The sequence below is a fragment of the Streptomyces antnestii genome (assembly GCF_004005495.1).
Classification (GTDB): domain Bacteria; phylum Actinomycetota; class Actinomycetes; order Streptomycetales; family Streptomycetaceae; genus Streptomyces; species Streptomyces antnestii.
Map to the genome: position 1 here is coordinate 504457 of NZ_RZYA01000003.1, position 25026 is coordinate 529482.

The window sequence follows — 25026 nt, forward strand, 5'->3', positions numbered from 1 at the left end:
AAGTTTCGCGGTCATGAAGGTTCTAGGCTGCCGCGCCGAAGGAGGGCTGCCGCACGGCGGCGCGCCGGGCCGCCGAGGCGGCGCTGCGTCGGCCGCGGTAGGACGTGTTGCGGCTGCGGCTGCGCTGACGTTGCTCGGCCACCGGTGCGGTGATCGTCACGGGGATACCGGAGGGGGCCTGGGCGCCGGTGATCCGGCGGAGTGTCTCTTCGCCGGAGCGGACCGGAGTGGTCCGGGGGACGATGCCGGCGGTGGCCATGAGGCGGGTCATGTCGCGGCGCTGGTCAGGGGTGACCAATGTGACGACGCTGCCGGACTCGCCGGCCCGGGCGGTGCGGCCGCCGCGGTGGAGGTAGTCCTTGTGGTCGGTGGGCGGGTCGACGTTGACGACGAGGTCGAGGTTGTCGACGTGGATGCCCCGTGCCGCGACGTTCGTCGCGACGAGCACGGTGACGTGCCCGGTCTTGAACTGGGTCAGGGTCCGGGTGCGCTGAGGCTGCGACTTCCCGCCGTGCAGCGCGGCGGCCCGCACACCGCTGTTCAGCAGATCCTGCGTCAGCCGGTCGACGGCGTGCTTGGTGTCCAGGAACATGATCACCCGGCCGTCGCGTGCGGCGATCTCGGTCGTCGTCCGGTGCTTGTCGGCTCCGTGGACGTGCAGGACGTGGTGCTCCATCGTGGTGACCGCGCCTGCCGACGGGTCGACGGAGTGGACGACCGGGTCGGTGAGGTAGCGACGGACCAAGAGGTCGACGTTGCGGTCGAGGGTGGCGGAGAACAGCATCCGTTGGCCCTCGGGGCGTACCTGATCCAGGAGCGCGGTGACCTGGGGCATGAAGCCCATGTCGGCCATCTGGTCGGCCTCGTCCAGGACGGTGATCGCGACCTCGGCCAGTCGGCAGTCGCCCCGGTCGATGAGGTCCTTGAGGCGGCCCGGCGTCGCGACGACGACTTCGGCGCCGGCGCGCAGTGCGCCGGACTGCCGGCGGATCGGCATTCCGCCGACGACGGTGGCCAGGCGCAGCCTCACCGAGCGGGCGTACGGGGTGAGAGCGTCGGTCACCTGCTGGGCCAACTCACGCGTCGGTACGAGGACGAGAGCCAGCGGCTGGCCGGGTTCGGCACGCTGTCCGGCGGTGCGTGCCAGCAGGGCCAGGCCGAAGGCGAGGGTCTTGCCCGAGCCCGTGCGCCCACGACCGAGTACATCGCGGCCCGCGAGGGTGTTCGGCAGGGTCGCGCCCTGGATCGGGAACGGGATGCGCATGCCCTGCGCGGTGAGCGACGCGAGCAGCTGCTCGGGGAGGCCGAGGTCGGTGAACGCCTCGACGGCGGGCAGCGCGGGAGTGATCGTCTTGGGCAGGGCGAATTCGCCCGAGGCCACGGCGGACCTTCGACGGCTCGGACCACCGGTTCGGCTGCGGCGGGGGGAGCGGCTGTTCGTACGCGCGGGGTTCATACAGAACCTTCCTTGATGCGGCACGCATCAAGGAACTCTCGCAACAGAGGAACAGTGCGGAGAGTCGCAAGTACGGGCCGAATGAAATGCGAAAGCGACAGTGGCCTGCAATGCGACAGATTTAAATGCAGGCGATTAAACCGGTCGGAATTCCTGGACGGTGATCCGTGGTGAGGAATCCATCGGGGAATGTTCGCTACGAAGTGTGTGTCGGCGTCAGGCGGGAATGATGTTCTCGGCAATCGGGCCCTTCTGGCCCTGCGCGATGTCGAAGGTGACCTTCTGGCCTTCGGTCAGCTCACGGAAGCCTTGGGCGGCGATGTTCGAGAAGTGGGCGAACACGTCAGCGCCGCCGCCGTCCTGCTCGATGAAGCCGAACCCCTTGGCCGCGTTGAACCACTTCACAGTGCCGGACGCCATGTCGCATCTCCTTGTGGGGCAGTACGCCGGTACCCGCAATCGACGGGTACCGGGTCGCCGCGATGATGCCCCGCCCGGAGAATGACCGGAAATACAAAACGCTCTCCACAGCTGAAAACTGCTGACACGAGCGTTGAAGTTTTGGGAACCACAACTGCAACTGAGAATGACAGTAGCATGCGGTAGCGGCCTGCGTGTGGTAAATGATTCCGATCTGTTCGCCGCGGTAAACACACTGTCCGCGCGGCGCGTCAAACTCTCATGTCGCGGTCATAGATATTGGGACACCGTAAAATCTGGTGTCCCAGAAGAGCGGTCGCTTATTTCTGGCTCGTCGGGCGCCACTATTGAGGGTGAGATCGCCCTGCGATGTCGCTCCCACCAGCCTGTATGCCGACCCCGACGCGGAACGGCGGCCGCGCAGCGATGCTGCTGCGCGGCTCTGACACGGCCGCCCCAGGTCCTGCCACCATCGCTTGAAGGCCGCAGCCCGTGGTCCGCGCGAAGCAGTCGAACGGCAGGGCTGTTCGGGGAGCGCGGTAGTGCGCGCTCCGCGTACAGGCGGGAGGCGCAGGGGTGGGTGCGCCCCCGCCTCAGCCCGAGTCCGCGGTCGTCGGGTTCTCCGCTTCGGCAGCCTTGCGGTATTCGGCGTTGATGCGCTGAGCCTCTTCGAGCTGATCCTCGAGGATCACGATGCGGCAGGCGGCCTCGATGGGGGTGCCCTGATCGACTAGTTCCCGGGCGCGGGCGGCGATCCGCAGCTGGTAGCGCGAGTAGCGGCGGTGCCCACCGCCGGAGCGCAGCGGGGTGATGAGGCGGGCTTCTCCGATGGCGCGGAGGAAGCCCTGCGTGGTGCCGAGCATCTCGGCGGCCCGGCCCATCGTGTAGGCGGGGTAGTCGTCGTCATCGAGACGGCTGAACGAGTCGTCTGCTGTCATTTGCACCTCTCTGTGGAACGCGTCGAGGGGCCCGGGTGCCAATTGGCACCCGGGCCCCGAAGGAACTTGCTACACCATCTGCCGGCCTTGATGTTGCACCGGCCTTCTGTTTCCGCCGACCCGACCTGGAACTTGTCGGGATTGCGGGGATCGCGATTGCTTGACCGGAGACCACCTCACTATCGATGTCCTGCGGTACCCGGGCTCAACATTCCGCCCGGGCGATCCTGATGGCGCCTGGCTCCTCCGTTCCTTCCCTCTGGATTCGATCACTTGCCTACTGCTGGTACTGCTCTGTGGCCTGTCACAGCGCCACCCTCCGGCAGCCAGCCCCGTCGCCCGTCCTGCGTCTGCTCTGGCTCAGAACCCCACTGCCGGACATCCCGGTGCGCGCGCCCGCAGCCGACGCCTTCACCGAGGTGCTGCTTCCTCGACTGCACTGCTCACGGCGGCCCCTGATCACTGCGGGCCACCCGGTCCGGTCGTCAGTCCCGTCGCCGTCCTGCGAAAGCCTGGCTTCGAAACTCCACCACCGCACCGCCCTGCGAACTACAACTGCGGTACTGCTGCCCGCCAGTTCATCTCTGCCGGGCCCTGTTGTCTCTCTGGCTACGAGAAAAACCATAACCAGGCCAAAGCCCAATGTCTACTGTGGCCGACATAGATTTCCGCGAGTCGCGCAGTGAGACAGTCGTCCTCGGTCACTGAGTGGGCGTGAGGCCCGCCTCGGTCGGCCTCACCCGCTCCGACAGGCGCCGATGCGTCGGCCACGATCGGCGGGCCAGATCTTGTTACCTGCAGTGACTGCGACTGCGACTGCGACTGCGACTGCGACCTTCGGCATCGTTGTCGTCCCGGAGCTCGTCACCAACACCCCGCGCAACGGCTGCGGTTCGGCCAAGCGAACGCGGAGGCCGCACCCGTCCTTGCGGTCGGTGAAGCGGCGGGTGTGCCCATGCCCCACGGGCGCCGGCGGGGTCTCTGTCCGAAGGCCGCATACGCGGCCGTCGAGAAGGGCTCTTCTCGCACAGGCCGGCTGGACGGACACCGCGTCCCGACACCATGCTCGACCGGCTGGAGAAGTCCTTCGAGAGCCAACGCCGCTTCGTCGCCAACGCCTCGCATGAACTCAAGACGTCCTCGCGGTCCAGCGCGCCGGCCTCCAGGCCGGCCTCGTCGTAGAGCCGCTGCCCCTCGGCGGACCGTGTGCGCCGGAAGACCTCGTAGGTGAGCGAGTCGGACGGATTCATGAACGCGTACCCGCGTGACACGGTCCTGCTGCTCGCGGCGCGCACTCAGCCACCAGGATCTGGGAGACCTCGACCAAGATCTTCTCCCAGATTTCTCCCAAACGATCATCGGAGACGCAGGAAGGGCCTGATCCGGATTCCGGATCAGGCCCTTGACCTGGTATTTCAGCTGTCAGGGTGGCGGGATTTGAACCCACGACCTCTTCGTCCCGAAGCAACTTGGGATGGTCGCTGTGCTTGGGCTGCTGTGGCTGTCACCTGTGCTGATGGTCCGCTGGCGTCCACCGTTGTGTGCGCCTGTGCGCCTGTGCGTCTGCGTTGTCACGCAGTTAGACACTCACTGAGGGCACCAGCGCCGCTGGGGGGCGCCCCGCACCCGGATCACGGGGCGTCGATCTGCCAGGCGACCACTCCGGTCGCCCCTTTGGAACCGTCGACGTTGATGCGGACCAGCTTGTCCGCAGTGATCCGCTGTTGAACCACTGACCCGTCGCAGGGGACCGTGGCCTTCGTACCGGCGTTCGTCGGCACGAAGACCAACTGCGCGCTGCCGGTGCCGGCGCATGCCAGGCTGAGCCGGTAAGTCTTCCCCTCGCTCAGTCCGGGTTCGGTGTGGATACCGTCGTTCACGCGTTCCGCTCCGGCCTCGACCAGTGTCCCCTTGTGGACGGCGGCAACCGCCGCCTGGGCCTGCTCGGTGAGCTTCTTCTCCGACGGCTCAGTCGCCGTTCGAGTCGAGCTCGGTGCAGGCGACCGTGAAGAATTCCCGGCGTTGTCCTCACCGCTGTCGGACATCGTGCATGAGGTGAGCAGGAACGCTGACACCACAACAGCGCATCCGGCGAGCTGGGCCGTCCGCAGGCTCGAACAGGTCATGACTTGGTTTCCCAGTACTTCCAGCCGGTTTCCTTGGTGGGCAGCGTCGCCGAACCGTGGCCGATCTCGTGGGGCGCGCCGCAGCCGTTGCCGACGGAACGGTACCTCTTCCAGTTCACCTTGTAGCCCCAGGAACCGTACTGCAGGTGACCGTACTTGTCCCTCTTGATCTCGTGGGTATAGGTGTGCCCCGTTGTGACTGACACGGTGCCAGTGACCTTGACCGAGATGGTGGCCTTGGCTTTCGTGAGGATCGCTCCAGCCGAATACTCGCCACTACCCGCTACTTCGAGAGAAATGGTGCCGCTCTTGGTCACGGACACCGACATGGTGCCGCCCGGCCCATCCTTGTACTTGGTGCCGTTCCACCACGAAGGCACGTGGTACGCCCTCTTCGACGAGAATTCGTACCACGTCTGCGGACCCTCACATCTACGCGGTTCCGTCTCGTTGATCGGCTGGTCGGTCTCGTCCTCCCAGCCCTGCCTGTCGTTGATGTCCGTCGTCTGGTCGACAGAACCAGCCGTATCGTCAGCCGGCACTTCGTCTGCGACAGCCGGGCCCACAGTCCCGAAGCAGAGAAGCAGTGCGGCAGTGGCAGCGCTGGTCAAAGCGTGCCGTGAACCGATGCCCATGTGTCACCTTTCCGGTGGACCGCCCCCGTGGCGATCGAGCACTCGGACAGTACGTGCAGGGCATGTACGCGACAGAAGGAAGATCTATCTTCTGAGGAGAACTTGAGGGTTCAAAACGCTGCACGTCGATTTCCTCCATTCCAGAGCGGAAGCGTCGATGGGATGCGCGCAACTCCGCCCAGCGGTCGAACCGGGGTTTCGCGTTGGAGAAGGTGCCGACGGTCAAGGTTGTGCGCGATTCGCTTCCATCGCATGGACTGCACGCGCTCAGCCGTCTCGAAGAGCTCTTTGCCCCGGCATGGCTGTTTGCTTGGATCGGGTTCATGACTGATCAGGGGGCACCGGCCCATCTCGGTTGCGGCGAAAAGCCGTTGACCGTAATTGACCGCACAAAGTGGCACCGTTGTGGCACGTGGCCTTCTGATCCGTAGCTCTATGTGGAGCAGTCAACGAAGGGCAAACAGGTCGTGCCTAGTCCTCGTAGGGGCGCTAGTGGACACAAGCGGCTGCGGTAGTTGCGGTACTTCGCTGCTGTACTGGGTCACAGATCCACTCGGGACTCCGTCTCGCGGGACTCTCCTCCCAGTACGACATGTGCCGGCCTGAACGGCAGGCTACGCAGGGTCGGTTCCATGACCTTGAAGAGCGCCTCGGCATCTGCACCATAGGCATACAGGACGGCCTCGCCTCCGCCGAACTCGTTCCCGTCGACCTCGCCGACTCCCGCTTCTTCGACGGCGTAGGTCATGGCCCGCTCTGCGTCGTAGATGGCTTGGCGCTCGGCGGGCGAGTGGTACTGGGCATCGCTCAGACGGTAATGGGCAATGACGGCTTGCTCTGGCGTCCCTGCTTCGGGGAGATCAAACAGCGCGTCCATGCGTGCACGCTCTCACCTCGCTCTGACAGCAGGATCTCAGCTTGGGAAGCTGGGGTTATCTAGGGCTGATCCGGCCGCTGAGCTGCTGAAACGAGGAAATCACGCCCGCGTCGCCGAGCGTGCAGGAACCGTGACTCCCCGCGGTACCCCGCTTGATCCGGTGCGGCTGTGGTGCGGGGCTCGACGATCGGTGGTGACCTTCTGATCCCTGGGATCGGGCTGCTCGTGGGGGAGGGTGGTCGGTCTCCTCCTGGAGCGACCGCCGGCGGCGGTGGTGATCACAGGCCCTTGTGTGCCGTCGTTGCCGTCACTCGCGGATCACCGAGTGCTGTGCCACCGGGCAAGTGGAAGGGACCGCAGAATCCTGGGCTATGGATATTCTCTGGCGATGTCGAACCAGTCAGTGGCAGCGGGAGTTCGTCTCGCTGGTGTAATGGCCCACTGCGGCGGAAGCCCAGTCGGTGCCGTGAAGTTTTTGGTGGGGGCGAGATAGCCTCCGCACCGGCCGCCCCGGAGCCGTATACAGCCCTCGCCGAGTTGTGGCGGGACCGGCGCTCGGAACTGGAAGAGGGTCTCGCAGGGGACGGCTCTTTGAGTGCGGTGCTGGCGCAGGCGTACTTCCTGTTCCTCGAGGGGGACATGGATAACGCGGTGATGGCCCTTGGTTCGGTCACGGGGGTGAGGCCCGAGGTGGCGTGGGGCGCTGCCCCGTGGTTCGGCGATGCGCGGTTTCTCGGCGCGGTGAGTGTCGAGGCCTTCGCCGAGGCGTGTTTGCGGACGTTGGACTACGGCCACGACCTGGACACCGACGAGATGCGGGAGTGGTTCGCGCCCTGGTTTCACGCCCTCGACGTGGTCTCCGAACGGAGTCCCGTGCCGGAGTCGCTGGCTGCCATGGCCCGGCTTCCGCGGGCCTGCGGCCGCTACGAGCTTGCCTTCGCCCTGTGTGACCGCGCCGATGCCGTCGAGCAAGTCATGTGGACCGCGGTCGCACGGGCAGCTACCTGGCGCGTGGTGGGCGACCTGGGCCAGGCTGCGGCCGCTTTCGAAAGCGCCCTGGCCCTGGAGCCTGCCAACTGGTCCCTCTACCTGGACTTTGCCGACGTGCGTGCCGAGCAGGGTAACTTCGCCGCAGCCTTGGGCCTCGTCGAGCAGGGTCTGCAACATGAACCGCACGAGGTCTCCCTGCGCGCGGCAGCCGCTGCGTATCGCGCGAGCCTGACCAGTTCGTCCGACGACCTGCAGGCCCTGATCGCCCTGGCGCCGGAACTCGCGAATACTTCCTACCGCGACCTGCTGATCAACTACGCGTGCGCGGGGCCGGGGCTGCCTCGGAGCCTCGTGGCCGAGGCCCGCCGCATCTCCTCTATCGCGCTGGGCTCGCTTGGATCATGTCTCGGTTGATGCTTGACGTTGTGGCTTCACCTGATGCTTGACACCGCTTGCCTCGGCTTGGCTGTGCGCGTCTGATCGACGCAGCAGGGGAGACGGGGGCCTCCACTGGGACGACAAGCGCCAGCGCTGGATCGCCACGGCCAGCCTTGGATTCGACCCCAGCGGCAAGCGGATCGTGAAGCGGGCCAGCGGCATGACCAAGACGGCTGCCAAGGCCAAGCTCAAGGAGGTACTGAGGGACTACGAGGACGGCCTCGCGATCGCGCCCACCGGCTACACGGTTAAGGACGCGGTCACGGACTGGCTCCGGTACGGGCTGAATGGCCGCGATGCCTCGACGATCGGGACGAACACGATCCTTTGCAACACCCACGTGATCCCTGCCCTGGGCGCCCGCAAGCTCCGTGACCTCAGCGCGGATGACGTGGACAGGTGGCTTGCCGGTAAGTCCAAGGTGCTCAGCACGCGCTCGCTGGAAGCCATCCGCTCCTGCCTGAACCGTGCGGTCAAGCGGGCGATGGCGCGGGACAAGGTGAAGAGCAACGTCGTCGAGTTGTGCTCGGTCCCCGCCGGGCGTCCCGGCCGGCCATCCAAGTCCCTCACGCTCAAGCAGGCCGAAGCGGTGCTCACGGCGGCGGAGGACTCCCCGATCCACGCGTACCTCGTGGTCTCGCTCCTCACCGGTGGCCGGACCGAGGAGATGCGTCCGCTCACCTGGGATCACGTCGACCTCGACGGAGCCTCGACCGCGACCCCCGCAATTCCGCCGCACATCGCCGTCCGGCGCTCGGTCCGGAGCTCCGGTGACACGAAAACCAGGAAGTCCCGTCGCACGCTCCCTCTGCCTGGCAGGGCCATCGACGCACTCAAGGTCCAGCGGGAGCGTCAGGGCTGGCAGCGCCTCGCGGCTGGTGAACAGTGGCAGGAATCCGGGCTCGTCTTCACCTCTGCCATGGGCACCGAGCTGGACGCCGCGAACGTCCGGCGCGAGCTCCGAAAGGTCCTCACTCGTGCCGCAGAGTTGCCGGGCATGGACATCGAGCCCCACGTGATCAAACCTGACGAGTGGACCACACGTGAGACCCGGACGTCCTTCGTCTCGATCTTGTCGGACGGGGGTATCCCGCTCGAAGAGATCTCGCGCCTGGTCGGTCACTCCAGCACTGCCGTCACGGAGGAGGTCTACCGGAAGCAGATCCGTCCGGTGATCCAGACTGGTGCCACCGCCATGGACGGGATCTTCGGTACGCCGCCGCCTCCGAAGCGGTAGTCACGCAGTTAGTCACACAAAGACAGAGGCTCAGGTACTGAATTCAGTACCTGAGCCTCTGACCTGCTACTTAGCTGTCGGGGTGGCGGGATTTGAACCCACGACCTCTTCGTCCCGAACGAAGCGCGCTGCCAAGCTGCGCTACACCCCGATGTCGTTGCTCCACTGGCCCGCAGTTCTGCAGGTCGTGGCGACATCGATTACTTTAGCGGACCGGCGGCCGTAGGCGAAATCCGGTTTTCGGAGGGCCTCGGGGTCAGGGTCAGGAGGGTCACTTCCGGGGGGCAGGCGAAGCGGACCGGGGTGTAGCGGTTGGCGCCGCAGCCTGCCGAGACGTGCAGGTAGGAGCGGTGGCCGCCGGCCTCGTGGGTGGACAGGCCCTTCACGCGGTCCGTGTCCAGGTCGCAGTTCGTGACGAGCGCCCCGTAGAAGGGGATGCACAGCTGGCCGCCGTGGGTGTGGCCGGCCAGGACCAGCGGGTAGCCGTCCGCGGTGAACGCGTCCAGGGCCCGCAGGTACGGCGCGTGCACGATGCCCATCGAGAAGTCGGCGCCGGAGGCCGGGCCGCCCGCCACGCGCGCGTACCGGTCGCGCTTGATGTGCGGGTCGTCGAGGCCCGTGAACGCGATCTCCATGCCCTCGATCTTCAGGGCGCCCCGCGTGTTGGTGAGGTTCAGCCAGCCCGCCGCGTCGAAGCCGTCGCGCAGGTCCTCCCACGGGTTGTGGACGACGCCGACGGCGGGGGCGTTGCCGTTGAGGCCGTACGCGCCGCGGGCCTTCTCGAAGAGGTAGCGGGCCGGGTTGCGCAGCTTCGGGCCGTAGTAGTCGTTCGAGCCGAAGACGTACGCCCCCGGGAACTCCATCAGCGGGCCGAGCGCGTCCAGGACCTCCGGTACGCCCTCCGGGTCGGAGAGGTTGTCGCCCGTGTTGATCACGAAGTCGGGGCGCAGGCCGGCCAGGGAGCGCAGCCAGCGCTGCTTCTTGCGCTGGCCGCCGACCATGTGGATGTCGGAGACCTGGAGGACGCGCAGCGGGCGCATTCCGGGGGGAAGCACCGGGACGGTGACCCGTCGGAGCCGGAACGAGCGGGCTTCGAACCCGGCCGAGTAGATCAGTCCCGCGGCGCCTGCCGCCGTGATGCCTGCTGTCACTTTCAGGGGAAGCCCGTATCGCGCGCGCATACGCCCATCGTGTCAGACCTGGCAGGTCCCGGAAATCAACGGGCGTCGGGCCTGATGCACCTGCGACAATCAGCGCATGACCACGCTCAAGTCGAAGCTGCAGGAAGACCTCACCGCCGCGATCCGGGGGCGTGACGAGCTGCGCTCCTCGACGCTCCGGCTGACCCTCACCGCGATCACCAAGGAGGAGGTCGCGGGCACCGAGGCGCGTCAGCTGTCCGACGACGAGGTGCAGAAGGTGATCGCCCGCGAGGCGAAGAAGCGCCGCGAGGCGGCCGAGGCGTTCGCGCAGGGTGGCCGCCCCGAGCAGGCCGCGAAGGAGAAGGCGGAGGGCGAGATCCTCGCCGAGTACCTGCCGAAGCAGCTCTCGGACGACGAGCTCCGGGCGATCGTCGCCCAGGCCGTCGAGGAGGCGAAGGCGGCCGGGGCCGAGGGGCCGCGCGCCATGGGCCAGGTCATGAAGATCGTGAACCCGAAGGTCGCGGGCCTGGCCGAGGGCGGCCGCGTCGCCGCGCTCGTGAAGCAGCTGCTCGCGGGCTGAGCCCATAAGTAGGAATAAGTAGGAATGTGAATGGGGCGCCCCCCCATAAAGGGGGCGCCCCATTCACGTACGGTCGCGCCGGCTCAGTGGCGTTTGCCTCCGTGGCCGTTGCCTCCGCCGATCAGGTTCGGCGGGATGGAGATCTTCGGCCAGGGGGTGGAGCCACCCTGTCCGTCGCCGCCCTGGCCGCCGTCATGGCCCTTGTCCTTGTTCTTGTCCTTCTTGGCGTCCGGGATGTTGACGAGGTGGAAGGCGGGGGACGGCTTGCCCGAGAGGGCGCCGACCATGGCGTCCCGCCAGATCGGCCCCGGGACCTGGCCGCCGAAGACCTTGTCCTGGTACTGGCCGCCGATGACGATGTTCTGCATCTCGACGTTCTGCTGGGCGCTGCCGACCCAGACGGCGCCGGACAGGTTCGGCGTGTAGCCCACGAACCAGGCGTTCTTACGGCTGTCGGTGGTACCGGTCTTGCCCGCGTTCGCCCGGTCGGTCAGGCCGGCCTGCTGGCCCGTACCGGAGTCGATCACACCGCTCAGCAGGGTGTTTATGTTGTCGGCGGTCTTCTCGGACATCGCGCGCTTGCACGTCGACTGCGGCACCGGCAGCGACTTGTCGCCGGGCGCGGTGATCGACTCGATGGCGACCGGCGTGCAGTACGTGCCGCGGTTGGCGAAGGCGGCGTACGCGCTGGCCATGGTCAGCGGCGAGATGCCCTTCGCGCCGAGGACGATGGAGGGCACCTGGGGCAGCTTGTCGCCGTTGCCCTGGACGACGCCGAGCTTGTCGGCCATGTCCATCACGGGGCAGATCCCGGTGTCGCCGATCATCTGCACGAAGTAGGTGTTGATGGACTTCGCCATCGCCTCCTTCAGCGCGTACGGACCCTTCTCGGACTCGTTCTCGTTCTCCACGGTGTAGCCGCCGTCGTTCACCCACGGCTTGCCGCACGTCTGGACGGAGCGCGGATACGGCATCTTGTACGGCGCCGGATACGACTTCGTCGCCGGCGTGCCCTGCTCCAGGGCGGCCGCGGCGAGGAACGGCTTGAACGTCGAACCCGTCGGGAAGCCGAAGTTCGACCCGCTCATCTTCTGGTCGACCGAGTAGTTGATCTGCGTCTCGTTCTTGCCGAAGCCGTACGGCTTCGACTGGCCCATGCCGAGGATCTTTCCGGTGCCGGGCTCGACGAAGGTGGCCGCCGTCGCGACCTTGTCCGTCTGGTAGACGTGCTTCTTTATCGAGGCCTGCACCGATTCCTGCGTCTGGGGATCGAGCGTGGTCCGCACCTGCAGACCGCCCCGGTTCCAGAGCTTCGCCCGCTTCTCCGGCGTCTTGCCGAAGACGGGGTCGTTGAGGAACACCTCGCGCACGTAGTCGCAGAAGAAGCCCGCGCCCTTGACCGCGGTGATGCAGCCGTTCTGCGGCTTGCTGACGTTGAGGCCGAGCGGCTTCGCCTTGGCCTGGTCCGCCTCCTGCTGGGAGATGTCGTGGACGTCGGCCATGCGCTGGAGCACGACGTTCCGCCGCTTGGTGGCCTCGGCCTCGTCGTTGACCGGGTCGTAGCGGCTCGGGGACTGCACGATGCCGGCGAGCATCGCGGACTCCTCGACCGTCAGGTCCTTCGCCGGCTTGGAGAAGTAGCGCTGCGAGGCCGCCTCGACGCCGTACGCCTGCTCACCGAAGTACGTGATGTTCAGGTAGTTGGCGAGGATCTTCTTCTTGCCGAGCTTGTCCTCGAGCTGGATCGCGTACTTCAGCTCGCGGACCTTGCGGCCGATCGTCTGCTGGGTGGCCTGCGCGAGCTTCGTCGGGTCGTCGCCGGCCTCCTCCATGAAGACGTTCTTCACGTACTGCTGCGTGAGCGTGGACGCGCCCTGCGCGACGCCGCCGCTCTGCGCGTTCTGGTTGATCGCGCGCAGGATGCCCTTCATGTCGACGGCGCCGTGCTCGTAGAAGCGCGAGTCCTCGATCGCGACGAGCGCCTTCTGCATGTACGGCGAGATGTCCGTGAGGGGCACCACCGTGCGGTCACGCGAGTAGACCGTCGCGATCGTGCCGCCCTTGTTGTCCAGGATCGTGGTGCGCTGACTGAGTGGCGGCTGCTTGAGGTTGGCCGGGATCTCGTCGAACCCCTCGACCGAGCCCTTCGCCGCGAGGCCGAGCGCGCCCGCTGCGGGCAGCGCGATTCCGGCGAGTACGGCTCCCGCGAGGACACTGACACCGAGGAACTTGGCGGCCTGCTGAGTCGGTGACAGTCCACCGCCCGAGCGCTTCTTTCCCATGGGGGCAGCCTACGTTCTGATTCTCCGGACAGGCGTATATGCCTTGGCCTAAGCTGCACTCAACTGTCACAGCAGTGCGGTCACGTATCAAGACGTCCGGCGAACCCGAATCGTTCCGGTAGTCATCTCACCACTCCGCCGCGGTCGTTCCGCGGTCGGTGCGGGCGTGTCCGAATCCACCTCGTGTGTCACCTGGTGTCCGCTGTGACTCAACTGAAATGTCCCGGTATGCCGGGGTAGTCGCGCATGCCCTCGGCTCACTCCGTCGGGTGATCTGCCGCTTACGCATAGTCCGTTCGGGCCATTCAAGATTGGGCCCGAAGGGGGTGTTGCGCTGTGCCCACCTTCCGTAACGTCCTCAACTGGCGGCGGTGAATATGCCGCTTGCCGCCGTGGGGGAGCCTCGATTCGGGAGAGGACGGCGCCGGTATGGGCTGGGTAGTCGACTGGAGTGCGCAGGCGGCCTGCCGCACTACCGATCCAGATGAACTGTTCGTTCAAGGAGCAGCGCAGAACCGGGCGAAGGCGGTGTGCACCGGATGTCCGGTGCGGACCGAGTGCCTGGCCGACGCGCTCGACAACCGCGTCGAGTTCGGCGTGTGGGGTGGCATGACTGAGCGGGAACGCCGCGCGCTGCTGCGCAGGCGGCCCACCGTCACCTCGTGGCGCCGGCTGCTCGAGACGGCTCGTACGGAGTACGAGCGCGGTGCGGGCCTGCTGCCCGTGGACATCGACGACGACGAGACGTACGAGAGGTATGCCGCCGTGGGGTGACCGGTATGGCGCGCCGCTTCTGCGGCACCGCTACAGCGCTGCTGGGGTACCACCGCTCAGGCACTGTTGCGGCGCTGCCGTGGCGTTGTGACGGCTCACACAGCTCCGGCCGGGTTCGACCCGGCCGCGAGCCGGTCCCCGATGGTCCGAAGGCCCGCCAGGTCGTGCACGTCGCCCGGCAGGGCGCCGACCTCGGTGACCGCCACCTCCGGGTGGAGCGCCGCGAAGCGGTCGCGTGTGCGTTGTTCGCGTGCCAGTAGCTGCATGCGTTCCGCGTGCAGGCGCAGCAGGGCTGCGGTCAGTTGGTCTGTGGCTGCGGGAGCTGGGGGAGCTGCGGGGGTTGTGGTGGCTGCCGTGGCGGTGGCTTGTGGGGTGGTTGCTGTGGTCGTCGTGTCGTCTGTGAGTGCGGCCTCTTCGGGAGTACGCAGCTCTACATTCCCGGCCTCCTGATCCACAATGCCGCGCTCGTCAAGATTTTCTGCGGCGGCCAGCGCCCGCTCGGCCGACAGCTGCGCGGCACCGCTGCCGTGCACCCGGTTCAGTACGAGACCGGCCAGCGGCATGTCCTCCGCGGCCAGGCGTTCCACGAAGTACGCCGCCTCGCGCAGCGCGTCCCGCTCCGGGGCCGCCACCACCAGGAACGCCGTGCCGGGGGCCTGGAGCAGCTTGTACGTGGCGTCGGCGCGCGTGCGGAACCCGCCGAACATCGTGTCCATCGCGGCCACGAACGTCTGGACGTCGCGCAGGAGTTGACCGCCGAGCAGCTTGCCCAGCGCTCCCGTCATCATCGACATCCCGACGTTCAGGAACTTCATGCCCGCCCGGCCGCCGACCTTCGCCGGCGCCATCAGGATGCGGATCAGCTTCCCGTCCAGGAACGAGCCGAGACGTTTCGGCGCGTCCAGGAAGTCGAGTGCCGAACGAGACGGAGGCGTGTCGACGACGATGAGGTCCCACTCGTCGCGGGCCCGCAGCTGGCCCAGCTTCTCCATCGCCATGTACTCCTGCGTGCCCGCGAAGCCCGCCGAGAGCGACTGGTAGAAGGGGTTGCCGAGGATGGCCTCCGCCCGCTGGCCGTCCGCGTGCGCCTCGACGATCTCGTCGAACGTGCGCTTCATGTCGAGCATCATCGCGTGCAGTTCGCCGCCGTCCGCTCCTTCGACGGTCTCGATGCCCTTCACGCGGCGCGGCGTGTTGTCCAGCGAGTCGATGCCCATCGACTGCGCCAGCCTGCGCGCCGGGTCGATCGTCAGCACGACGACCTTCCGGCCGCGTTCGGCCGCGCGCAGGCCGAGCGCCGCCGCCGTGGTCGTCTTGCCCACGCCGCCCGATCCGCAGCACACCACGATGCGGGTCTTCGGGTCGTCGATGAGAGGGTCCACGTCGAGGATGCGGGTGTGGGCCGGGTCCAGACTCAGGGGCGGCGTCATATGTCTCTAGATCCCTTGCTTCCGCAGTTCCGTGGCCAGCCGGTACAGGCCCGCCAGGTCCATCCCCTCGGCCAGCAGCGGCAGTTCGTGCAGCGGCAGGCCCGACTCGGCAAGCACCGCGCGCTGGCCGTGCTCAAGGTCGTGCCGTTCCGCGTACTCGGCCGCCTGGTCGAGGAGCGGGGTCACCAGACGTTCGGCGTTGCCGCCCTTCCTGGCGCCGCCCAGGCCCGCCGACGACAGTGACTTGGCGATCGCCGTGCGGGACGCGCCACCCTGCGCCAGCGCCAGTTCCGTCTCGTCCAGGATCGCCGGGCGCACCATGTTCACGATGACCCTGCCCACGGGGAGGTTCGCCGCCTGTAGCTCCGCGATGCCGTCCGATGTCTCCTGGACCGGCATCTCCTCAAGGAGCGTCACCAAGTGGACTGCGGTTTCGGGGGACTTGAGGACCCTCATGACCGCCTGCGCCTGGTTGTGTATCGGGCCGATCTTCGCCAGGCCCGCCACCTCGTCGTTCACGTTCAGGAAGCGCGTGATGCGGCCGGTGGGCGGGGCGTCCATCACCACGTAGTCGTAGGTGTATTTGTTCTGCTTTGTCTTGCGGCGTACCGCCTCGCAGGCCTTGCCCGTGAGGAGTACGTCCCTCAGGCCGGGCGCGACCGTCGTCGCGAAGTCGATCGCGCCCAGTTTTTTGAGCGCGCGGCCCGCGCCGCCCAGCTTGTAGAACATCTGGAGGTAGTCGAGGAGGGCCAACTCGGGGTCGATGGCGAGTGCGAACACCTCGCCGCCCCCCGGGGCCACCGCGATCTTCCGTTCCTCGTACGGCAGAGCTTCTGTCTCGAAGAGCTGTGCGATGCCCTGGCGTCCTTCCACCTCCACCAGGAGAGTGCGCTTGCCCTCTGTCGCGAGGGCGAGCGCCAGTGCGGCGGCGACCGTGGTCTTTCCGGTACCGCCCTTGCCGCTGACGACCTGGAGCCTGCTCACGTCTTCGAGCCTAACCAGTCCGCGCGCGGGCTACGCAGGAGGCTGTCGGTCATCGCCGGTCCAGCGGCTACAGTCGGCGGCATGACCAAGTGGGAATACGCGACCGTGCCCCTTCTCGTGCACGCGACCAAGCAGATTCTGGACACCTGGGGCGAGGACGGCTGGGAGCTCGTCCAGGTCGTGCCCGGGCCGAACAACCCCGAGCAGCTCGTGGCCTACCTGAAGCGGGAGAAGGCATGAGTGGGGTCGTCGACGCGCGCCTCGCCGAGCTCGGGCTGACCCTGCCCGAGGTGGTGCCGCCGCTCGCCGCTTATCAGCCGGCCGTTCAGTCCGGTGCGTACGTGTACACGGCCGGGCAGTTGCCGATGGTGGACGGGAAGCTTTCCCTCACCGGGAAGGTGGGGGCCGAGGTCACCGCCGAGCAGGCCAAGGAGCTGGCCCGGATCTGTGCGCTGAACGCTCTCGCCGCGGTCAAGTCCGTGGTGGGCGATCTCGATCGGGTTGCGCGGGTTGTCAAGGTTGTTGGGTTTGTGGCCTCCGCCACGGATTTCACCGGGCAGCCGGGTGTCGTGAACGGAGCCAGCGAGCTGTTCGCCGAGGTTCTCGGTGAGAAGGGTGTGCACGCTCGGTCCGCCGTGGGCGTGGCCGTTCTGCCGCTGGACGCGCCTGTTGAGGTCGAGGTTCAGGTCGAGCTCGTTTCGGGCTGACAGGCCGTTCCGTTTTGGTTCGGAGCTTGTTCGGTGCGGTCCGGTTTTTTTGGGTGTGGGGCCGCGCCGGGATGTACGTGCTCGCTGTTCTACGGGGCCTCGTTCCGCGAGATCATGCCGCGTGCGCGTGGTGCTGGTGGCTCCGGGCGCACATCCCGCCACGGCCCCTCCCGTCTCGTACGCGCCTGATCGCCGGTGGGGCCGGTGGGGTCTGCGGGGTCTGTGCGGGCTGTGCTTGATCGTTGGTTGGCTCTCGAACATCTGGGTGACAGCGGATAGCCTCCGGCCATGGCGAATGGGCAGTGGTACCCCCCGGAGTGGCCCGAGCGGATCCGTGCGCTTGCGTCGGGTGAGCTCGTGGCCGCCGTGCCCCGGCGGGCCGCGACCGTCATGCTGCTGCGTGACGGGGCCGCCGGTCCCGAGGTGCACATGTTGCGCAGACGCGCCTCCATGGCTTTCGCCGGGGGCGCGTACGCGTATCCCGGCGGGGGTGTCGATCCACGCGACGACGAGTCGGTCGTGCGGTGGGCCGGGCCTTCGCGTGAGGCGTGGGCGGCTCGGCTCGGGGTGGACGAGCGGTCGGCGCAGGCGATCGTCTGTGCCGCCGTGCGGGAGACCTACGAGGAGGCGGGCGTGCTGCTCGCCGGGCCCGACGGGACCTCTGTGGTGGGTGATACGACGGGTGAGTCCTGGGAGGCCGACCGGGAGGCGCTCGTGGCGCGGGAGTTGTCCTTCGGGGAGTTTCTCGCGCGGCGCGGGCTCGTGCTGCGGACGGATCTGCTGGGGGCCTGGGCGCGGTGGATCACGCCCGAGTTCGAGCCCCGGCGGTACGACACCTGGTTCTTCGTCGCCGCTCTGCCGGCCGGGCAGCGTACCCGTAACGCCTCCACCGAGGCCGATCGGACCGTGTGGATCCGGCCGGGGGACGCGGCTGAGGGGTACGACAAGGGTGAGCTCATGATGATGCCGCCCACCATCGCGACCTTGCGGGCGCTGGCCGGCTTCGAGAGTGCCGAGGGGGCTCTCCTGGGGGCCGCGGCGCAGGATCTGGAGCCTGTGCTCGCCCGGGCCCGGATGGAGGGTGGGGAGATTGTTTTGTCCTGGCCCGGTCATGATGAGTTCACCAAGCACATTCCTGCGTCCGGGGGAGCCTCCGCATGACCGAAGCAGCCGCTCTTCCCGGCCAGCCCCGCGGCGGTGTCCTGTCGGGGCCTGCCACGGCGCGTGCGATCAACGTGCTGGCGCCCAATGCTTCCGCGATGACCCTTGACGGGACCAATACGTGGATCGTTTCCGAGCCTGATTCCGAGCTGGCCGTCGTGATCGATCCGGGGCCGCTCGATGATGTGCATCTGCAGCATGTCGTGGGCGTGGCCGAGGCGGCTGGGAAGCGGGTTGCTCTGACCCTGCTTACTCATGGCCATCCCGATCACGCCGACGGTGCCGCTCGGTTCGCCGAGCTGACCCGGACCAAGGTGCGGGCCCTCGATCCCGCTCTGCGTCTGGGGGACGAGGGGCTTGGGGGTGGTGATGTGGTGGAAGTTGGTGGGCTTGAGTTGCGTGTTGTTTCCGCGCCCGGGCACACCGCTGATTCGCTGTGCTTCCATCTGCCCGCCGACCGGGCCGTGCTGACCGGCGACACCGTGCTCGGGCGCGGGACCACCGTCGTCGCCCATCCCGACGGGCGCCTCGGGGACTACCTCGACTCGCTGCGGCGGCTGCGGTCCCTGACTGTGGATGACGGGGTGCACGTCGTGCTGCCCGGGCACGGGCCCGTCCTCGAAGACGCCCAGGGCGCCGTCGAGTTCTACCTCGCCCACCGGGCCAACCGGCTCGCCCAGATCGAGACCGCCGTCGAGAACGGATACGTCTCCGCCTCGGAGATCGTCGCCCATGTCTACGCGGGCGTGGACCGCTCGCTGTGGCCGGCGGCCGAGTTGTCCGTCCTCGCGCAGCTTGATTATTTGAAGGAACACGGGCTGATCTAGAAGCCCAGGGCCGCCAGGCGCTCCTCGTCCGCCACGACGTTGAGTTCGGTGACCCTGTCGTTCGTGATCGTGAAGGCCATGAGCGACGTCGCGCGGCCGTCCGGGAGCGAGAGCAGGCCGATCGTGCCGTTGACCACCACGAAGCGGATGTTCTGCGGTGTCATGCGCTGGAACATGATCGCTCCGGACGCCACCGCGTGGGCACCCTGGAGCAGGCGCGACACGCCCGTGGCGCCGCCGTCCGCGCGCAGGAGGATGTCCGGGTCCAGGACCGCGACGAGGCGTTCGAAGTCGCCCTCGCGGGCCGCCGAGAGGAACGCTTCCACGACCACGCGCTGCCGGGCGATGTCCGTCTCCGGCGCCGGCGCTCCCTGGACGCGCCGCCGCGCCCTGCTCGCCAGCTGCCGGGTCGCCGCCGGCGTGCGCTCCACGATCGGCGCGATGTCGTCGAACGGCACCGCGAACATGTCGTGCAGTACGAACGCGAGACGTTCGGCCGGTGCCAGTGAGTCCAGGACGATCAGCAGCGCCAGGCCCACCGAGTCGGCCTGGAGCGCCTGTTGTTCGGGGTCCGGGGTGTCGGGGGAGGCGATCAGGGGGTCGGGTACGTGGGTGTCGAGCGGTTCTTCGGCTCTGGACTTGCGGGAGCGGAGGGCGTCTAGACAGATTCGTCCTGTGACCGTGGTGAGCCAGCCGCCGAGGTTCTCGATGGTTGAGGTGTCGGTGCGCTGGAGCCTCAGCCAGGTCTCCTGTACGGCGTCCTCCGCCTCGCCGATCGAACCGAGCATCCGGTAGGCCACGGCACGCAGATGCCCCCGTGACTCCTCGAACCGCTCGGCCAGGGTGTCCGTCGACGCTGAACTCATTCGGTGTCCTGCTTCCCGGGTCAGGGGCGGGGGGCCTTCAGCCCGTGCACGGCTTCGTATTCTGCCGCCAGCCACGGGCCGAGGTCCTCGGTGTACGTGCGAAGAGTGTGCGGGGCGCCCGTCGGTTCGTACGCCGCCTCGGCCGCCCGTCTCATCTCGTCCGCCCGCTGCGGGTAGTACGTGCCGAACACCTCGGCCATCCGCGTCAGATCGCTGGTCCAGCCGTTCCAGCGGGGCATGACGAGGGTGAAGCCCGTGCGGACCAGGTGACGGGACATCAGGCGGTCGAGGGTGCGCGGGTCGTCGCCCCGGGCGATGCGTTCGCGCCAGCGCGGCAGGAACAGGGCCAGGTCGCCGTTCGTCTCCCGGGCCAGGAGCGCGTCGGGGCGGTAGCGCGGCAGGTGTTCGGCCAGGTCCTCGCCCAGGAGCGGTGTACAGAGGCAGGCCACGAACCAGCCGAGGTCGTGCCGTTCGAGGTCGCTGAGGACTTGCGTTCTGCTGACGATCAGCAGGCCTACGCCGTCGATCTGCGGGGAGCCCTTGTCCAGGCTCTCGGCCAGGGCTTTGGCCGCGGATCTGTCCTCGCCCGTCGGTTCGTCGCTCAGGGCGATGAGGACGTCCAGGTCGCTGCGGCCGGGCCGTGCCGTGCCGCGCGGCACAGAACCGTAGAGGTACAGGCTCGTCATACGGGGGCCGAAGGCCGAGAGCAGTTGGTCCCGGGCCGCCGTCACCAGGGGGCGGAACTCCTGCTGGATCAGGTCCAGGGAACCTTCGCGCGCGATGTAGCCCTGGCTGTCGAGCCCTCGGGTGGTGGTGGCCATGCGGCCACTGTGCCGGGTGGGGCGGTCCGGTGCCCGGCATTTTCTGGGGAGAGGAAGTTGGGAACGGTCGGTCCCGCCTCCCTGGGAGGGGAGCGGGACCGACCGGTGCGTCAGCGCGAGCGCTTCGCGAGGCGCTCCACGTCGAGCAGGATCACGGCGCGCGCCTCCAGGCGGAGCCAGCCGCGGCCCGCGAAGTCCGCGAGCGCCTTGTTCACCGTCTCGCGGGAGGCGCCGACCAGCTGGGCCAGCTCTTCCTGCGTCAGGTCGTGCACGACGTGGATGCCCTCCTCGGACTGCACGCCGAAGCGGCGCGAGAGGTCCAGGAGTGCGCGGGCCACGCGGCCCGGCACGTCGGAGAAGACCAGGTCGGACATCTGGTCGTTGGTCTTGCGCAGGCGCCGGGCCACGGCACGCAGCAGGGCGGAGGCGACCTCCGGGCGTGCGTTCAGCCAGGGCAGGAGGTCGCCGTGGCCGAGGCCGAGGAGCTTGACCTCGGTCAGCGCGGAGGCGGTCGCCGTGCGCGGGCCGGGGTCGAACAGCGAGAGCTCGCCGATCAGCTCGCCGGGGCCGAGCACCGCGAGCATGTTCTCGCGGCCGTCGGGCGAGGTGCGGTGGAGCTTCACCTTGCCCTCGGTGACCACGTAGAGGCGGTCTCCGGGGTCGCCCTCGTGGAAGAGGGCGTCGCCGCGAGCGAGCGTCACCTCACTCATGGAGGCGCGGAGCTCCGCGGCCTGCTCATCATCGAGCGCCGCGAAGAGCGGGGCGCGCCGCAGAACGTCGTCCACGAGTTTCTCTCCTATGTCGACCTGCATCCGGGGACCGGGTTGGCGCTCCCCATTTTGCCGGACGGTCCAAACAGTGTGATCAGTCACTCAGGCACAAGTCTGCCGCACCTGCGCCACAAGCTGTGGGGGAGGGGGCCAATCGGGGACCGATCTGTGGGGTCAACGGCGGATGTCAGCGGGTGCCTTTAGGCTGGCCGAGTGTCCAAAACGCCGGTGAGAGCACAGGCCAAGGGGGCTGGGACGGTGACTGCAGGCCGCGATTCCGCTGTGGGCGAACAGGCTTCGGTCGCGCCCGAGAAAGCGGCAAAAGGGGTAAAGCGGGCTGGTGGTGGCGGGGGTGGCGATGCCTCTGTGGCCTCCGGGAAGAAGGCCGCTGTCACGCGTAAGGCTGCCGCCACCAGGAAGGGCGCGGGGGTGGGGGCGGCGGCCGGTGCTTCGAAGTCCGTGAAGGCTGCGGTCAGCAAGAAGGCTGCTGGGGCGGCGGGGACGGCTGGTGCCGTGAAGCCCGTGAAGAAGGCTGTCGGTAAGGCCGAGTCCCGTACCGCTCTTGTCCGGCGGGCCCGGCGGATCAATCGTGAGCTCGCCGAGGTGTACCCGTACGCCCACCCCGAGCTCGACTTCGAGAATCCCTTCCAGCTGCTCGTCGCCACCGTGCTCTCCGCCCAGACCACCGATCTGCGGGTCAATCAGACGACGCCCGCCCTCTTCGCCAGGTATCCGGCCCCGGAGGATCTCGCCGCCGCCGATCCCGAGGCTGTCGAGGAGCTGATCCGGCCCACCGGGTTCTTCCGTGCCAAGACGAAGTCGATCATGGGGCTCGCCGCGGCCCTGAGAGATGAGTACGGGGGCGAGGTCCCGGGACGTCTCGAAGACCTCGTCAAGCTGCCCGGTGTGGGCCGCAAGACCGCCTTCGTGGTGATGGGGAACGCGTTCGGGCGCCCCGGAATCACCGTGGACACGCACTTCGGACGGCTCGTACGGCGCTGGAAGTGGACCGAGGAGACCGACCCGGACAAGGTCGAGAAGGCCATCGGCGAGCTCTTCCCGAAGAGCGACTGGACGATGCTCTCGCACCGCGTGATCTTCCACGGCCGCCGGATCTGCCACGCCCGCAAGCCCGCGTGCGGCGCCTGCCCCATCGCCCCGCTCTGCCCGGCGTACGGGGAGGGCGAGACCGACCCGGAGAAGGCGCGGAAGCTGCTCAAGTACGAGAAGGGCGGATTCCCGGGCCAGCGCCTGAAACCCCCGCAGTCCTATCTGGACGCCGGCGGCATCCCCGCGCCCCCGCTCGGCGGCACCGCGCCCCCGCCCGCCACGGGCGGGTGAGCTGTCGCGGAACGAACGGCGGGGACGCAGGCGTTGTGTTCAGTTGGACGGGGGTGCCCATGTCACATGCACACAGCGAGGCGCACGAGGCGCGCATCGCGAAGGACGAGCCCGTGCGGCTGAGCCGCGAGGGGCTGCCCGAATGGCTCGACCCGGTGGTGAAGGCCGCCGACACGGTCGAGCCGCTCCAGCTGAGCCGGTTCCTGCCGCCCGAGGACGGTGCGGGGCGGCAGTCCGCCGTACTGATCCTCTTCGGTGAGGGCGAGCGCGGGCCCGAGCTGCTGCTCATGGAGCGGGCCACGTCGCTGCGCTCGCACGCGGGGCAGCCGTCCTTCCCGGGCGGCGCCCTCGACCCGGAGGACGGCGATCCGCGCGCTGACGGGCCGCTGCGCGCCGCCCTGCGCGAGGCGGAGGAGGAGACCGGGCTCGATCCCCGTGGCGTCCAGCTGTTCGGCGTCCTGCCGAAGCTGTACATCCCTGTGAGCCGCTTCGTGGTGACGCCGGTGCTCGGCTGGTGGCGTATGCCGTCGCCGGTCCAGGCGGTCGACCCGGCGGAGACGGCCCGGGTCTTCACGGTCCCCGTGGCGGATCTCACGGATCCGCGCCACCGCGCGACGACGGTCCACCCGAGCGGCCACAAGGGCCCGGCCTTCCTCGTCGAATCGGCTCTGGTCTGGGGCTTTACGGCCGGAGTGATCGACCGCATCCTGCACTACGCGGGATGGGAACGTCCCTGGGACCGCGGTAACGAGGTCCCACTCGACTGGCGCTCGTGACAGGGTGGCCCACGTGAATGTGCTGGACATCCTGTTGCTCGTCGCCGCCGTGTGGTTCGCGATCGTGGGCTACCGCCAGGGCTTCGTCGTCGGCATCCTGTCGGTGATCGGCTTCCTGGGCGGCGGCCTCGTCGCTGTCTACGTCCTGCCCGCCGTCTGGAGCGCGGTCACGGACGGGGCGAAGGTGAGCACGACCGCCGCGGTCGTCGCCGTCATCGTGGTCATCGTCTGTGCCTCCGTGGGACAGGCGTTCACCACCCACCTGGGCAACAAGCTGCGCCGGTACATCACGTGGTCGCCGGCCCGTGCCCTGGACGCCACGGGCGGCGCCGTGGTCAACGTGGTGGCGATGCTCCTCGTCGCCTGGCTCATCGGCTCGGCCCTGGCCGGCACGACGCTGCCCACGCTCGGCAAGGAGGTGCGCAACTCCAAGGTGCTCCTCGGCGTCTCCCGGGCCCTGCCCGCGCAGGCCAACACCTGGTTCGCGGACTTCTCGTCCGCGCTCGCGCAGAACGGCTTCCCGCAGGTCTTCAGCCCGTTCTCGAACGAGCCGATCACGGAGGTCCAGCCCCCCGACCCGAGGCTGGCCAACAGCCCGGTCGTGGCGACCGCCAAGCGCTCCATCGTCAAGGTGACCGGCCAGGCGCCCAGTTGCGGCAAGGTCCTCGAAGGCAGCGGCTTCGTCTTCGCCGACCGCCGCGTCATGACGAACGCGCACGTGGTCGGCGGCGTCGACGAGCCGAACGTGCAGATAGGCGGCGAGGGCCGGATGTACGCGGCGAAGGTCGTCCTCTACGACTGGAAGCGCGACATCGCCGTACTCGACGTACCGACCCTGAAGGCGCCCCCGCTCCAGTTCACGTCCACGGACGCCGCGCGCGGCAACAGCGCGATCGTCGCGGGCTTCCCGGAGAACGGCGCGTACGACGTCCGCCCCGCGCGCGTGCGCGGCCGCATCACGGCCAACGGCCCGGACATCTACCACCGCGGCACCGTGCGACGCGATGTGTACTCGCTCTACGCGACCGTCCGCCAGGGCAACTCCGGCGGCCCGCTGCTCACGCCCCAGGGCAAGGTGTACGGCGTGGTCTTCGCGAAGTCGCTCGACAGCGCACAGACCGGCTACGCGCTCACCCGTGACGAGATCAGTCAGGACATCGACCGCGGCCGCGCCGCCAACCAGCAGGTGGACAGCGACAAGTGCGCCCTGTGAGGTGCTGGAGGCGGCGCCGGCCGGGCCGGTGAGCGGTCAGTCGCGCGTATGCCGCAGCCGGGCCGAGACCCAGCGGGCCCGGCGCCGCAGGATGCGGGGAATGTTGATCACCGGAGGGGTCTGGTCATGGCCCGATTCCTGCGGGCCACCCCCCGGGTGACGGCTCAGCACGGTGGCTGAGCGGCGGTTGCGTGCTGCGTCACTGTAGTCGTGCGTCCAGCCCATACCCCGACGT

General features: G+C 68.2%; 25 protein-coding genes and 1 tRNA gene. 11 read left to right on the forward strand and 15 right to left on the reverse strand.

What is annotated here, in order from left to right; all coding sequences use genetic code 11:
- Positions 1-22: 22 nt before the first annotated feature.
- The 6 genes from EOT10_RS10275 to EOT10_RS10305 form a co-directional block, all read right to left on the reverse strand.
- Complete coding sequence (locus EOT10_RS10275) at positions 23-1456, reverse strand: DEAD/DEAH box helicase (protein ID WP_127827783.1); 1434 nt, start codon at positions 1454-1456, stop codon at positions 23-25.
- A gap of 216 nt (positions 1457-1672) precedes the next feature.
- Positions 1673-1876, reverse strand: coding sequence for a cold-shock protein (locus tag EOT10_RS10280; RefSeq protein ID WP_127827784.1), 204 nt, complete (start codon positions 1874-1876; stop codon positions 1673-1675).
- A gap of 593 nt (positions 1877-2469) precedes the next feature.
- Positions 2470-2814, reverse strand: coding sequence for a MerR family transcriptional regulator (locus EOT10_RS10285; protein WP_127827785.1), 345 nt, complete (start codon positions 2812-2814; stop codon positions 2470-2472).
- A 1631-nt stretch (positions 2815-4445) separates the two neighbouring features.
- Positions 4446-4940, reverse strand: coding sequence for a DUF6023 family protein (locus EOT10_RS41890; RefSeq protein ID WP_223280905.1), 495 nt, complete (start codon positions 4938-4940; stop codon positions 4446-4448).
- A complete protein-coding gene (locus EOT10_RS10300; protein ID WP_223280906.1) occupies positions 4937-5575 on the reverse strand; it encodes a hypothetical protein in 639 nt (212 codons plus the stop codon). The genes EOT10_RS41890 and EOT10_RS10300 overlap by 4 nt, the downstream gene beginning before the upstream one ends.
- A gap of 541 nt (positions 5576-6116) precedes the next feature.
- Positions 6117-6452 carry a hypothetical protein gene (locus tag EOT10_RS10305; protein WP_127827786.1) on the reverse strand — a complete coding sequence of 112 codons (336 nt, stop codon included), beginning with the start codon at positions 6450-6452 and terminating at the stop codon, positions 6117-6119.
- Positions 6453-7052: 600 nt separating this feature from the next.
- On the opposite strand from EOT10_RS10305, the gene EOT10_RS10310 reads away from it, so the two are divergent.
- Together EOT10_RS10310 and EOT10_RS10315 are read left to right on the forward strand one after the other, a co-directional pair.
- Positions 7053-7856: a tetratricopeptide repeat protein gene (locus EOT10_RS10310; protein ID WP_223280914.1), complete on the forward strand. Its 804-nt coding sequence runs from the start codon at positions 7053-7055 to the stop codon at positions 7854-7856.
- 184 nt (positions 7857-8040) lie between these two features.
- Entirely contained in the window at positions 8041-9117 is a 1077-nt protein-coding gene (locus EOT10_RS10315) for a site-specific integrase (RefSeq protein ID WP_127827787.1), read from the forward strand.
- A 77-nt stretch (positions 9118-9194) separates the two neighbouring features.
- Here EOT10_RS10315 and EOT10_RS10320 read toward each other — a convergent pair.
- Positions 9195-9268: transfer RNA gene (locus EOT10_RS10320), tRNA-Pro, on the reverse strand.
- A gap of 49 nt (positions 9269-9317) precedes the next feature.
- Complete coding sequence (locus EOT10_RS10325; protein WP_127827788.1) at positions 9318-10298, reverse strand: metallophosphoesterase; 981 nt, start codon at positions 10296-10298, stop codon at positions 9318-9320.
- A 76-nt stretch (positions 10299-10374) separates the two neighbouring features.
- Here EOT10_RS10325 and EOT10_RS10330 point away from each other — a divergent pair, with 76 nt between their 5' ends.
- Positions 10375-10839, forward strand: coding sequence for a GatB/YqeY domain-containing protein (locus EOT10_RS10330; RefSeq protein WP_127827789.1), 465 nt, complete (start codon positions 10375-10377; stop codon positions 10837-10839).
- Between the two features lie 83 nt (positions 10840-10922).
- On the opposite strand, the gene EOT10_RS10335 is transcribed toward EOT10_RS10330, so the two are convergent.
- Positions 10923-13121: a transglycosylase domain-containing protein gene (locus EOT10_RS10335; RefSeq protein ID WP_127827790.1), complete on the reverse strand. Its 2199-nt coding sequence runs from the start codon at positions 13119-13121 to the stop codon at positions 10923-10925.
- A gap of 429 nt (positions 13122-13550) precedes the next feature.
- Between EOT10_RS10335 and EOT10_RS10345 the strand changes: the two genes are divergently transcribed.
- Entirely contained in the window at positions 13551-13895 is a 345-nt protein-coding gene (locus tag EOT10_RS10345) for a WhiB family transcriptional regulator (RefSeq protein ID WP_127827791.1), read from the forward strand.
- Between the two features lie 95 nt (positions 13896-13990).
- Here EOT10_RS10345 and bagB read toward each other — a convergent pair whose 3' ends face one another.
- Positions 13991-15325, reverse strand: coding sequence for an ATPase BagB (gene bagB, locus EOT10_RS10350; protein ID WP_127827792.1), 1335 nt, complete (start codon positions 15323-15325; stop codon positions 13991-13993).
- Positions 15326-15331: 6 nt separating this feature from the next.
- A complete protein-coding gene (gene bagA / locus EOT10_RS10355) occupies positions 15332-16309 on the reverse strand; it encodes an ATPase BagA (protein WP_127827793.1) in 978 nt (325 codons plus the stop codon).
- 81 nt (positions 16310-16390) lie between these two features.
- On the opposite strand from bagA, the gene sp36 reads away from it, so the two are divergent.
- The 4 genes from sp36 (at position 16391) to EOT10_RS10375 (ending at position 19004) form a co-directional block, all read left to right on the forward strand.
- Positions 16391-16549 (forward strand): Sp36 family protein, encoded by a 159-nt coding sequence (sp36, locus tag EOT10_RS10360; RefSeq protein ID WP_003967454.1) that lies wholly within the window; start codon positions 16391-16393, stop codon positions 16547-16549.
- The gene (locus EOT10_RS10365) at positions 16546-17016 is read left to right on the forward strand and encodes a RidA family protein (protein ID WP_127827794.1); all 471 of its coding nucleotides are present in this window, start codon (positions 16546-16548) and stop codon (positions 17014-17016) included. The genes sp36 and EOT10_RS10365 overlap by 4 nt, the downstream gene beginning before the upstream one ends.
- A 288-nt stretch (positions 17017-17304) precedes the next feature.
- Positions 17305-18177, forward strand: coding sequence for an NUDIX hydrolase (locus tag EOT10_RS10370; protein WP_127827795.1), 873 nt, complete (start codon positions 17305-17307; stop codon positions 18175-18177).
- Positions 18174-19004 carry an MBL fold metallo-hydrolase gene (locus EOT10_RS10375; protein ID WP_127827796.1) on the forward strand — a complete coding sequence of 277 codons (831 nt, stop codon included), beginning with the start codon at positions 18174-18176 and terminating at the stop codon, positions 19002-19004. Before EOT10_RS10370 ends, EOT10_RS10375 begins: the two co-directional genes overlap by 4 nt.
- Here EOT10_RS10375 and EOT10_RS10380 read toward each other — a convergent pair.
- The 3 genes from EOT10_RS10380 to EOT10_RS10390 all read right to left on the reverse strand — a co-directional run bounded on the left by EOT10_RS10380 (position 19001) and on the right by EOT10_RS10390 (position 21476).
- Complete coding sequence (locus tag EOT10_RS10380; protein WP_127827797.1) at positions 19001-19870, reverse strand: sigma-70 family RNA polymerase sigma factor; 870 nt, start codon at positions 19868-19870, stop codon at positions 19001-19003. The two genes, EOT10_RS10375 and EOT10_RS10380, sit on opposite strands and share 4 nt — an antisense overlap.
- Positions 19871-19890: 20 nt before the next feature.
- Positions 19891-20691 carry a nucleotidyltransferase domain-containing protein gene (locus tag EOT10_RS10385; RefSeq protein ID WP_127827798.1) on the reverse strand — a complete coding sequence of 267 codons (801 nt, stop codon included), beginning with the start codon at positions 20689-20691 and terminating at the stop codon, positions 19891-19893.
- A 110-nt stretch (positions 20692-20801) separates the two neighbouring features.
- Positions 20802-21476, reverse strand: coding sequence for a Crp/Fnr family transcriptional regulator (locus tag EOT10_RS10390; protein WP_100596519.1), 675 nt, complete (start codon positions 21474-21476; stop codon positions 20802-20804).
- 243 nt (positions 21477-21719) lie between these two features.
- Between EOT10_RS10390 and nth the strand changes: the two genes are divergently transcribed.
- From nth to EOT10_RS10405, 3 genes are read left to right on the forward strand one after another with little or no spacing between them, the layout of a single operon-like run.
- Positions 21720-22802: an endonuclease III gene (nth, locus tag EOT10_RS10395; RefSeq protein ID WP_431313271.1), complete on the forward strand. Its 1083-nt coding sequence runs from the start codon at positions 21720-21722 to the stop codon at positions 22800-22802.
- A 59-nt stretch (positions 22803-22861) separates the two neighbouring features.
- Positions 22862-23578, forward strand: coding sequence for an NUDIX hydrolase (locus tag EOT10_RS10400; protein ID WP_189491387.1), 717 nt, complete (start codon positions 22862-22864; stop codon positions 23576-23578).
- A 13-nt stretch (positions 23579-23591) separates the two neighbouring features.
- Complete coding sequence (locus tag EOT10_RS10405; RefSeq protein ID WP_127827800.1) at positions 23592-24791, forward strand: MarP family serine protease; 1200 nt, start codon at positions 23592-23594, stop codon at positions 24789-24791.
- Positions 24792-24827: 36 nt separating this feature from the next.
- Here the strand turns inward: EOT10_RS10405 and EOT10_RS41895 are convergent, their stop codons facing one another.
- On the reverse strand, positions 24828-25016 hold the full coding sequence (locus EOT10_RS41895) for a hypothetical protein (RefSeq protein WP_127827801.1): 189 nt from the start codon (positions 25014-25016) through the stop codon (positions 24828-24830).
- Positions 25017-25026: the final 10 nt, after the last annotated feature.

Bases quoted from the DNA above. Each gene is read 5' to 3' on its own strand.
- EOT10_RS10300 (WP_223280906.1), bottom strand. From the start codon at position 5,575: ATGGGCATCGGTTCACGGCACGCTTTGACCAGCGCTGCCACTGCCGCA.
- EOT10_RS10285 (WP_127827785.1), bottom strand. From the start codon at position 2,814: ATGACAGCAGACGACTCGTTCAGCCGTCTCGATGACGACGACTACCCC.
- EOT10_RS10330 (WP_127827789.1), top strand. From the start codon at position 10,375: ATGACCACGCTCAAGTCGAAGCTGCAGGAAGACCTCACCGCCGCGATC.
- EOT10_RS10325 (WP_127827788.1), bottom strand. From the start codon at position 10,298: ATGCGCGCGCGATACGGGCTTCCCCTGAAAGTGACAGCAGGCATCACG.
- EOT10_RS10315 (WP_127827787.1), top strand. From the start codon at position 8,041: ATGACCAAGACGGCTGCCAAGGCCAAGCTCAAGGAGGTACTGAGGGAC.
- sp36 (WP_003967454.1), top strand. From the start codon at position 16,391: ATGACCAAGTGGGAATACGCGACCGTGCCCCTTCTCGTGCACGCGACC.
- EOT10_RS10305 (WP_127827786.1), bottom strand. From the start codon at position 6,452: ATGGACGCGCTGTTTGATCTCCCCGAAGCAGGGACGCCAGAGCAAGCC.
- EOT10_RS10365 (WP_127827794.1), top strand. From the start codon at position 16,546: ATGAGTGGGGTCGTCGACGCGCGCCTCGCCGAGCTCGGGCTGACCCTG.
- EOT10_RS10375 (WP_127827796.1), top strand. From the start codon at position 18,174: ATGACCGAAGCAGCCGCTCTTCCCGGCCAGCCCCGCGGCGGTGTCCTG.
- EOT10_RS41895 (WP_127827801.1), bottom strand. From the start codon at position 25,016: ATGGGCTGGACGCACGACTACAGTGACGCAGCACGCAACCGCCGCTCA.
- EOT10_RS10280 (WP_127827784.1), bottom strand. From the start codon at position 1,876: ATGGCGTCCGGCACTGTGAAGTGGTTCAACGCGGCCAAGGGGTTCGGC.
- EOT10_RS10335 (WP_127827790.1), bottom strand. From the start codon at position 13,121: ATGGGAAAGAAGCGCTCGGGCGGTGGACTGTCACCGACTCAGCAGGCC.
- EOT10_RS10275 (WP_127827783.1), bottom strand. From the start codon at position 1,456: ATGAACCCCGCGCGTACGAACAGCCGCTCCCCCCGCCGCAGCCGAACC.
- EOT10_RS10385 (WP_127827798.1), bottom strand. From the start codon at position 20,691: ATGGCCACCACCACCCGAGGGCTCGACAGCCAGGGCTACATCGCGCGC.
- bagB (WP_127827792.1), bottom strand. From the start codon at position 15,325: ATGACGCCGCCCCTGAGTCTGGACCCGGCCCACACCCGCATCCTCGAC.
- EOT10_RS41890 (WP_223280905.1), bottom strand. From the start codon at position 4,940: ATGACCTGTTCGAGCCTGCGGACGGCCCAGCTCGCCGGATGCGCTGTT.
- EOT10_RS10400 (WP_189491387.1), top strand. From the start codon at position 22,862: ATGTCACATGCACACAGCGAGGCGCACGAGGCGCGCATCGCGAAGGAC.
- EOT10_RS10345 (WP_127827791.1), top strand. From the start codon at position 13,551: ATGGGCTGGGTAGTCGACTGGAGTGCGCAGGCGGCCTGCCGCACTACC.
- EOT10_RS10380 (WP_127827797.1), bottom strand. From the start codon at position 19,870: ATGAGTTCAGCGTCGACGGACACCCTGGCCGAGCGGTTCGAGGAGTCA.
- EOT10_RS10370 (WP_127827795.1), top strand. From the start codon at position 17,305: ATGGCGAATGGGCAGTGGTACCCCCCGGAGTGGCCCGAGCGGATCCGT.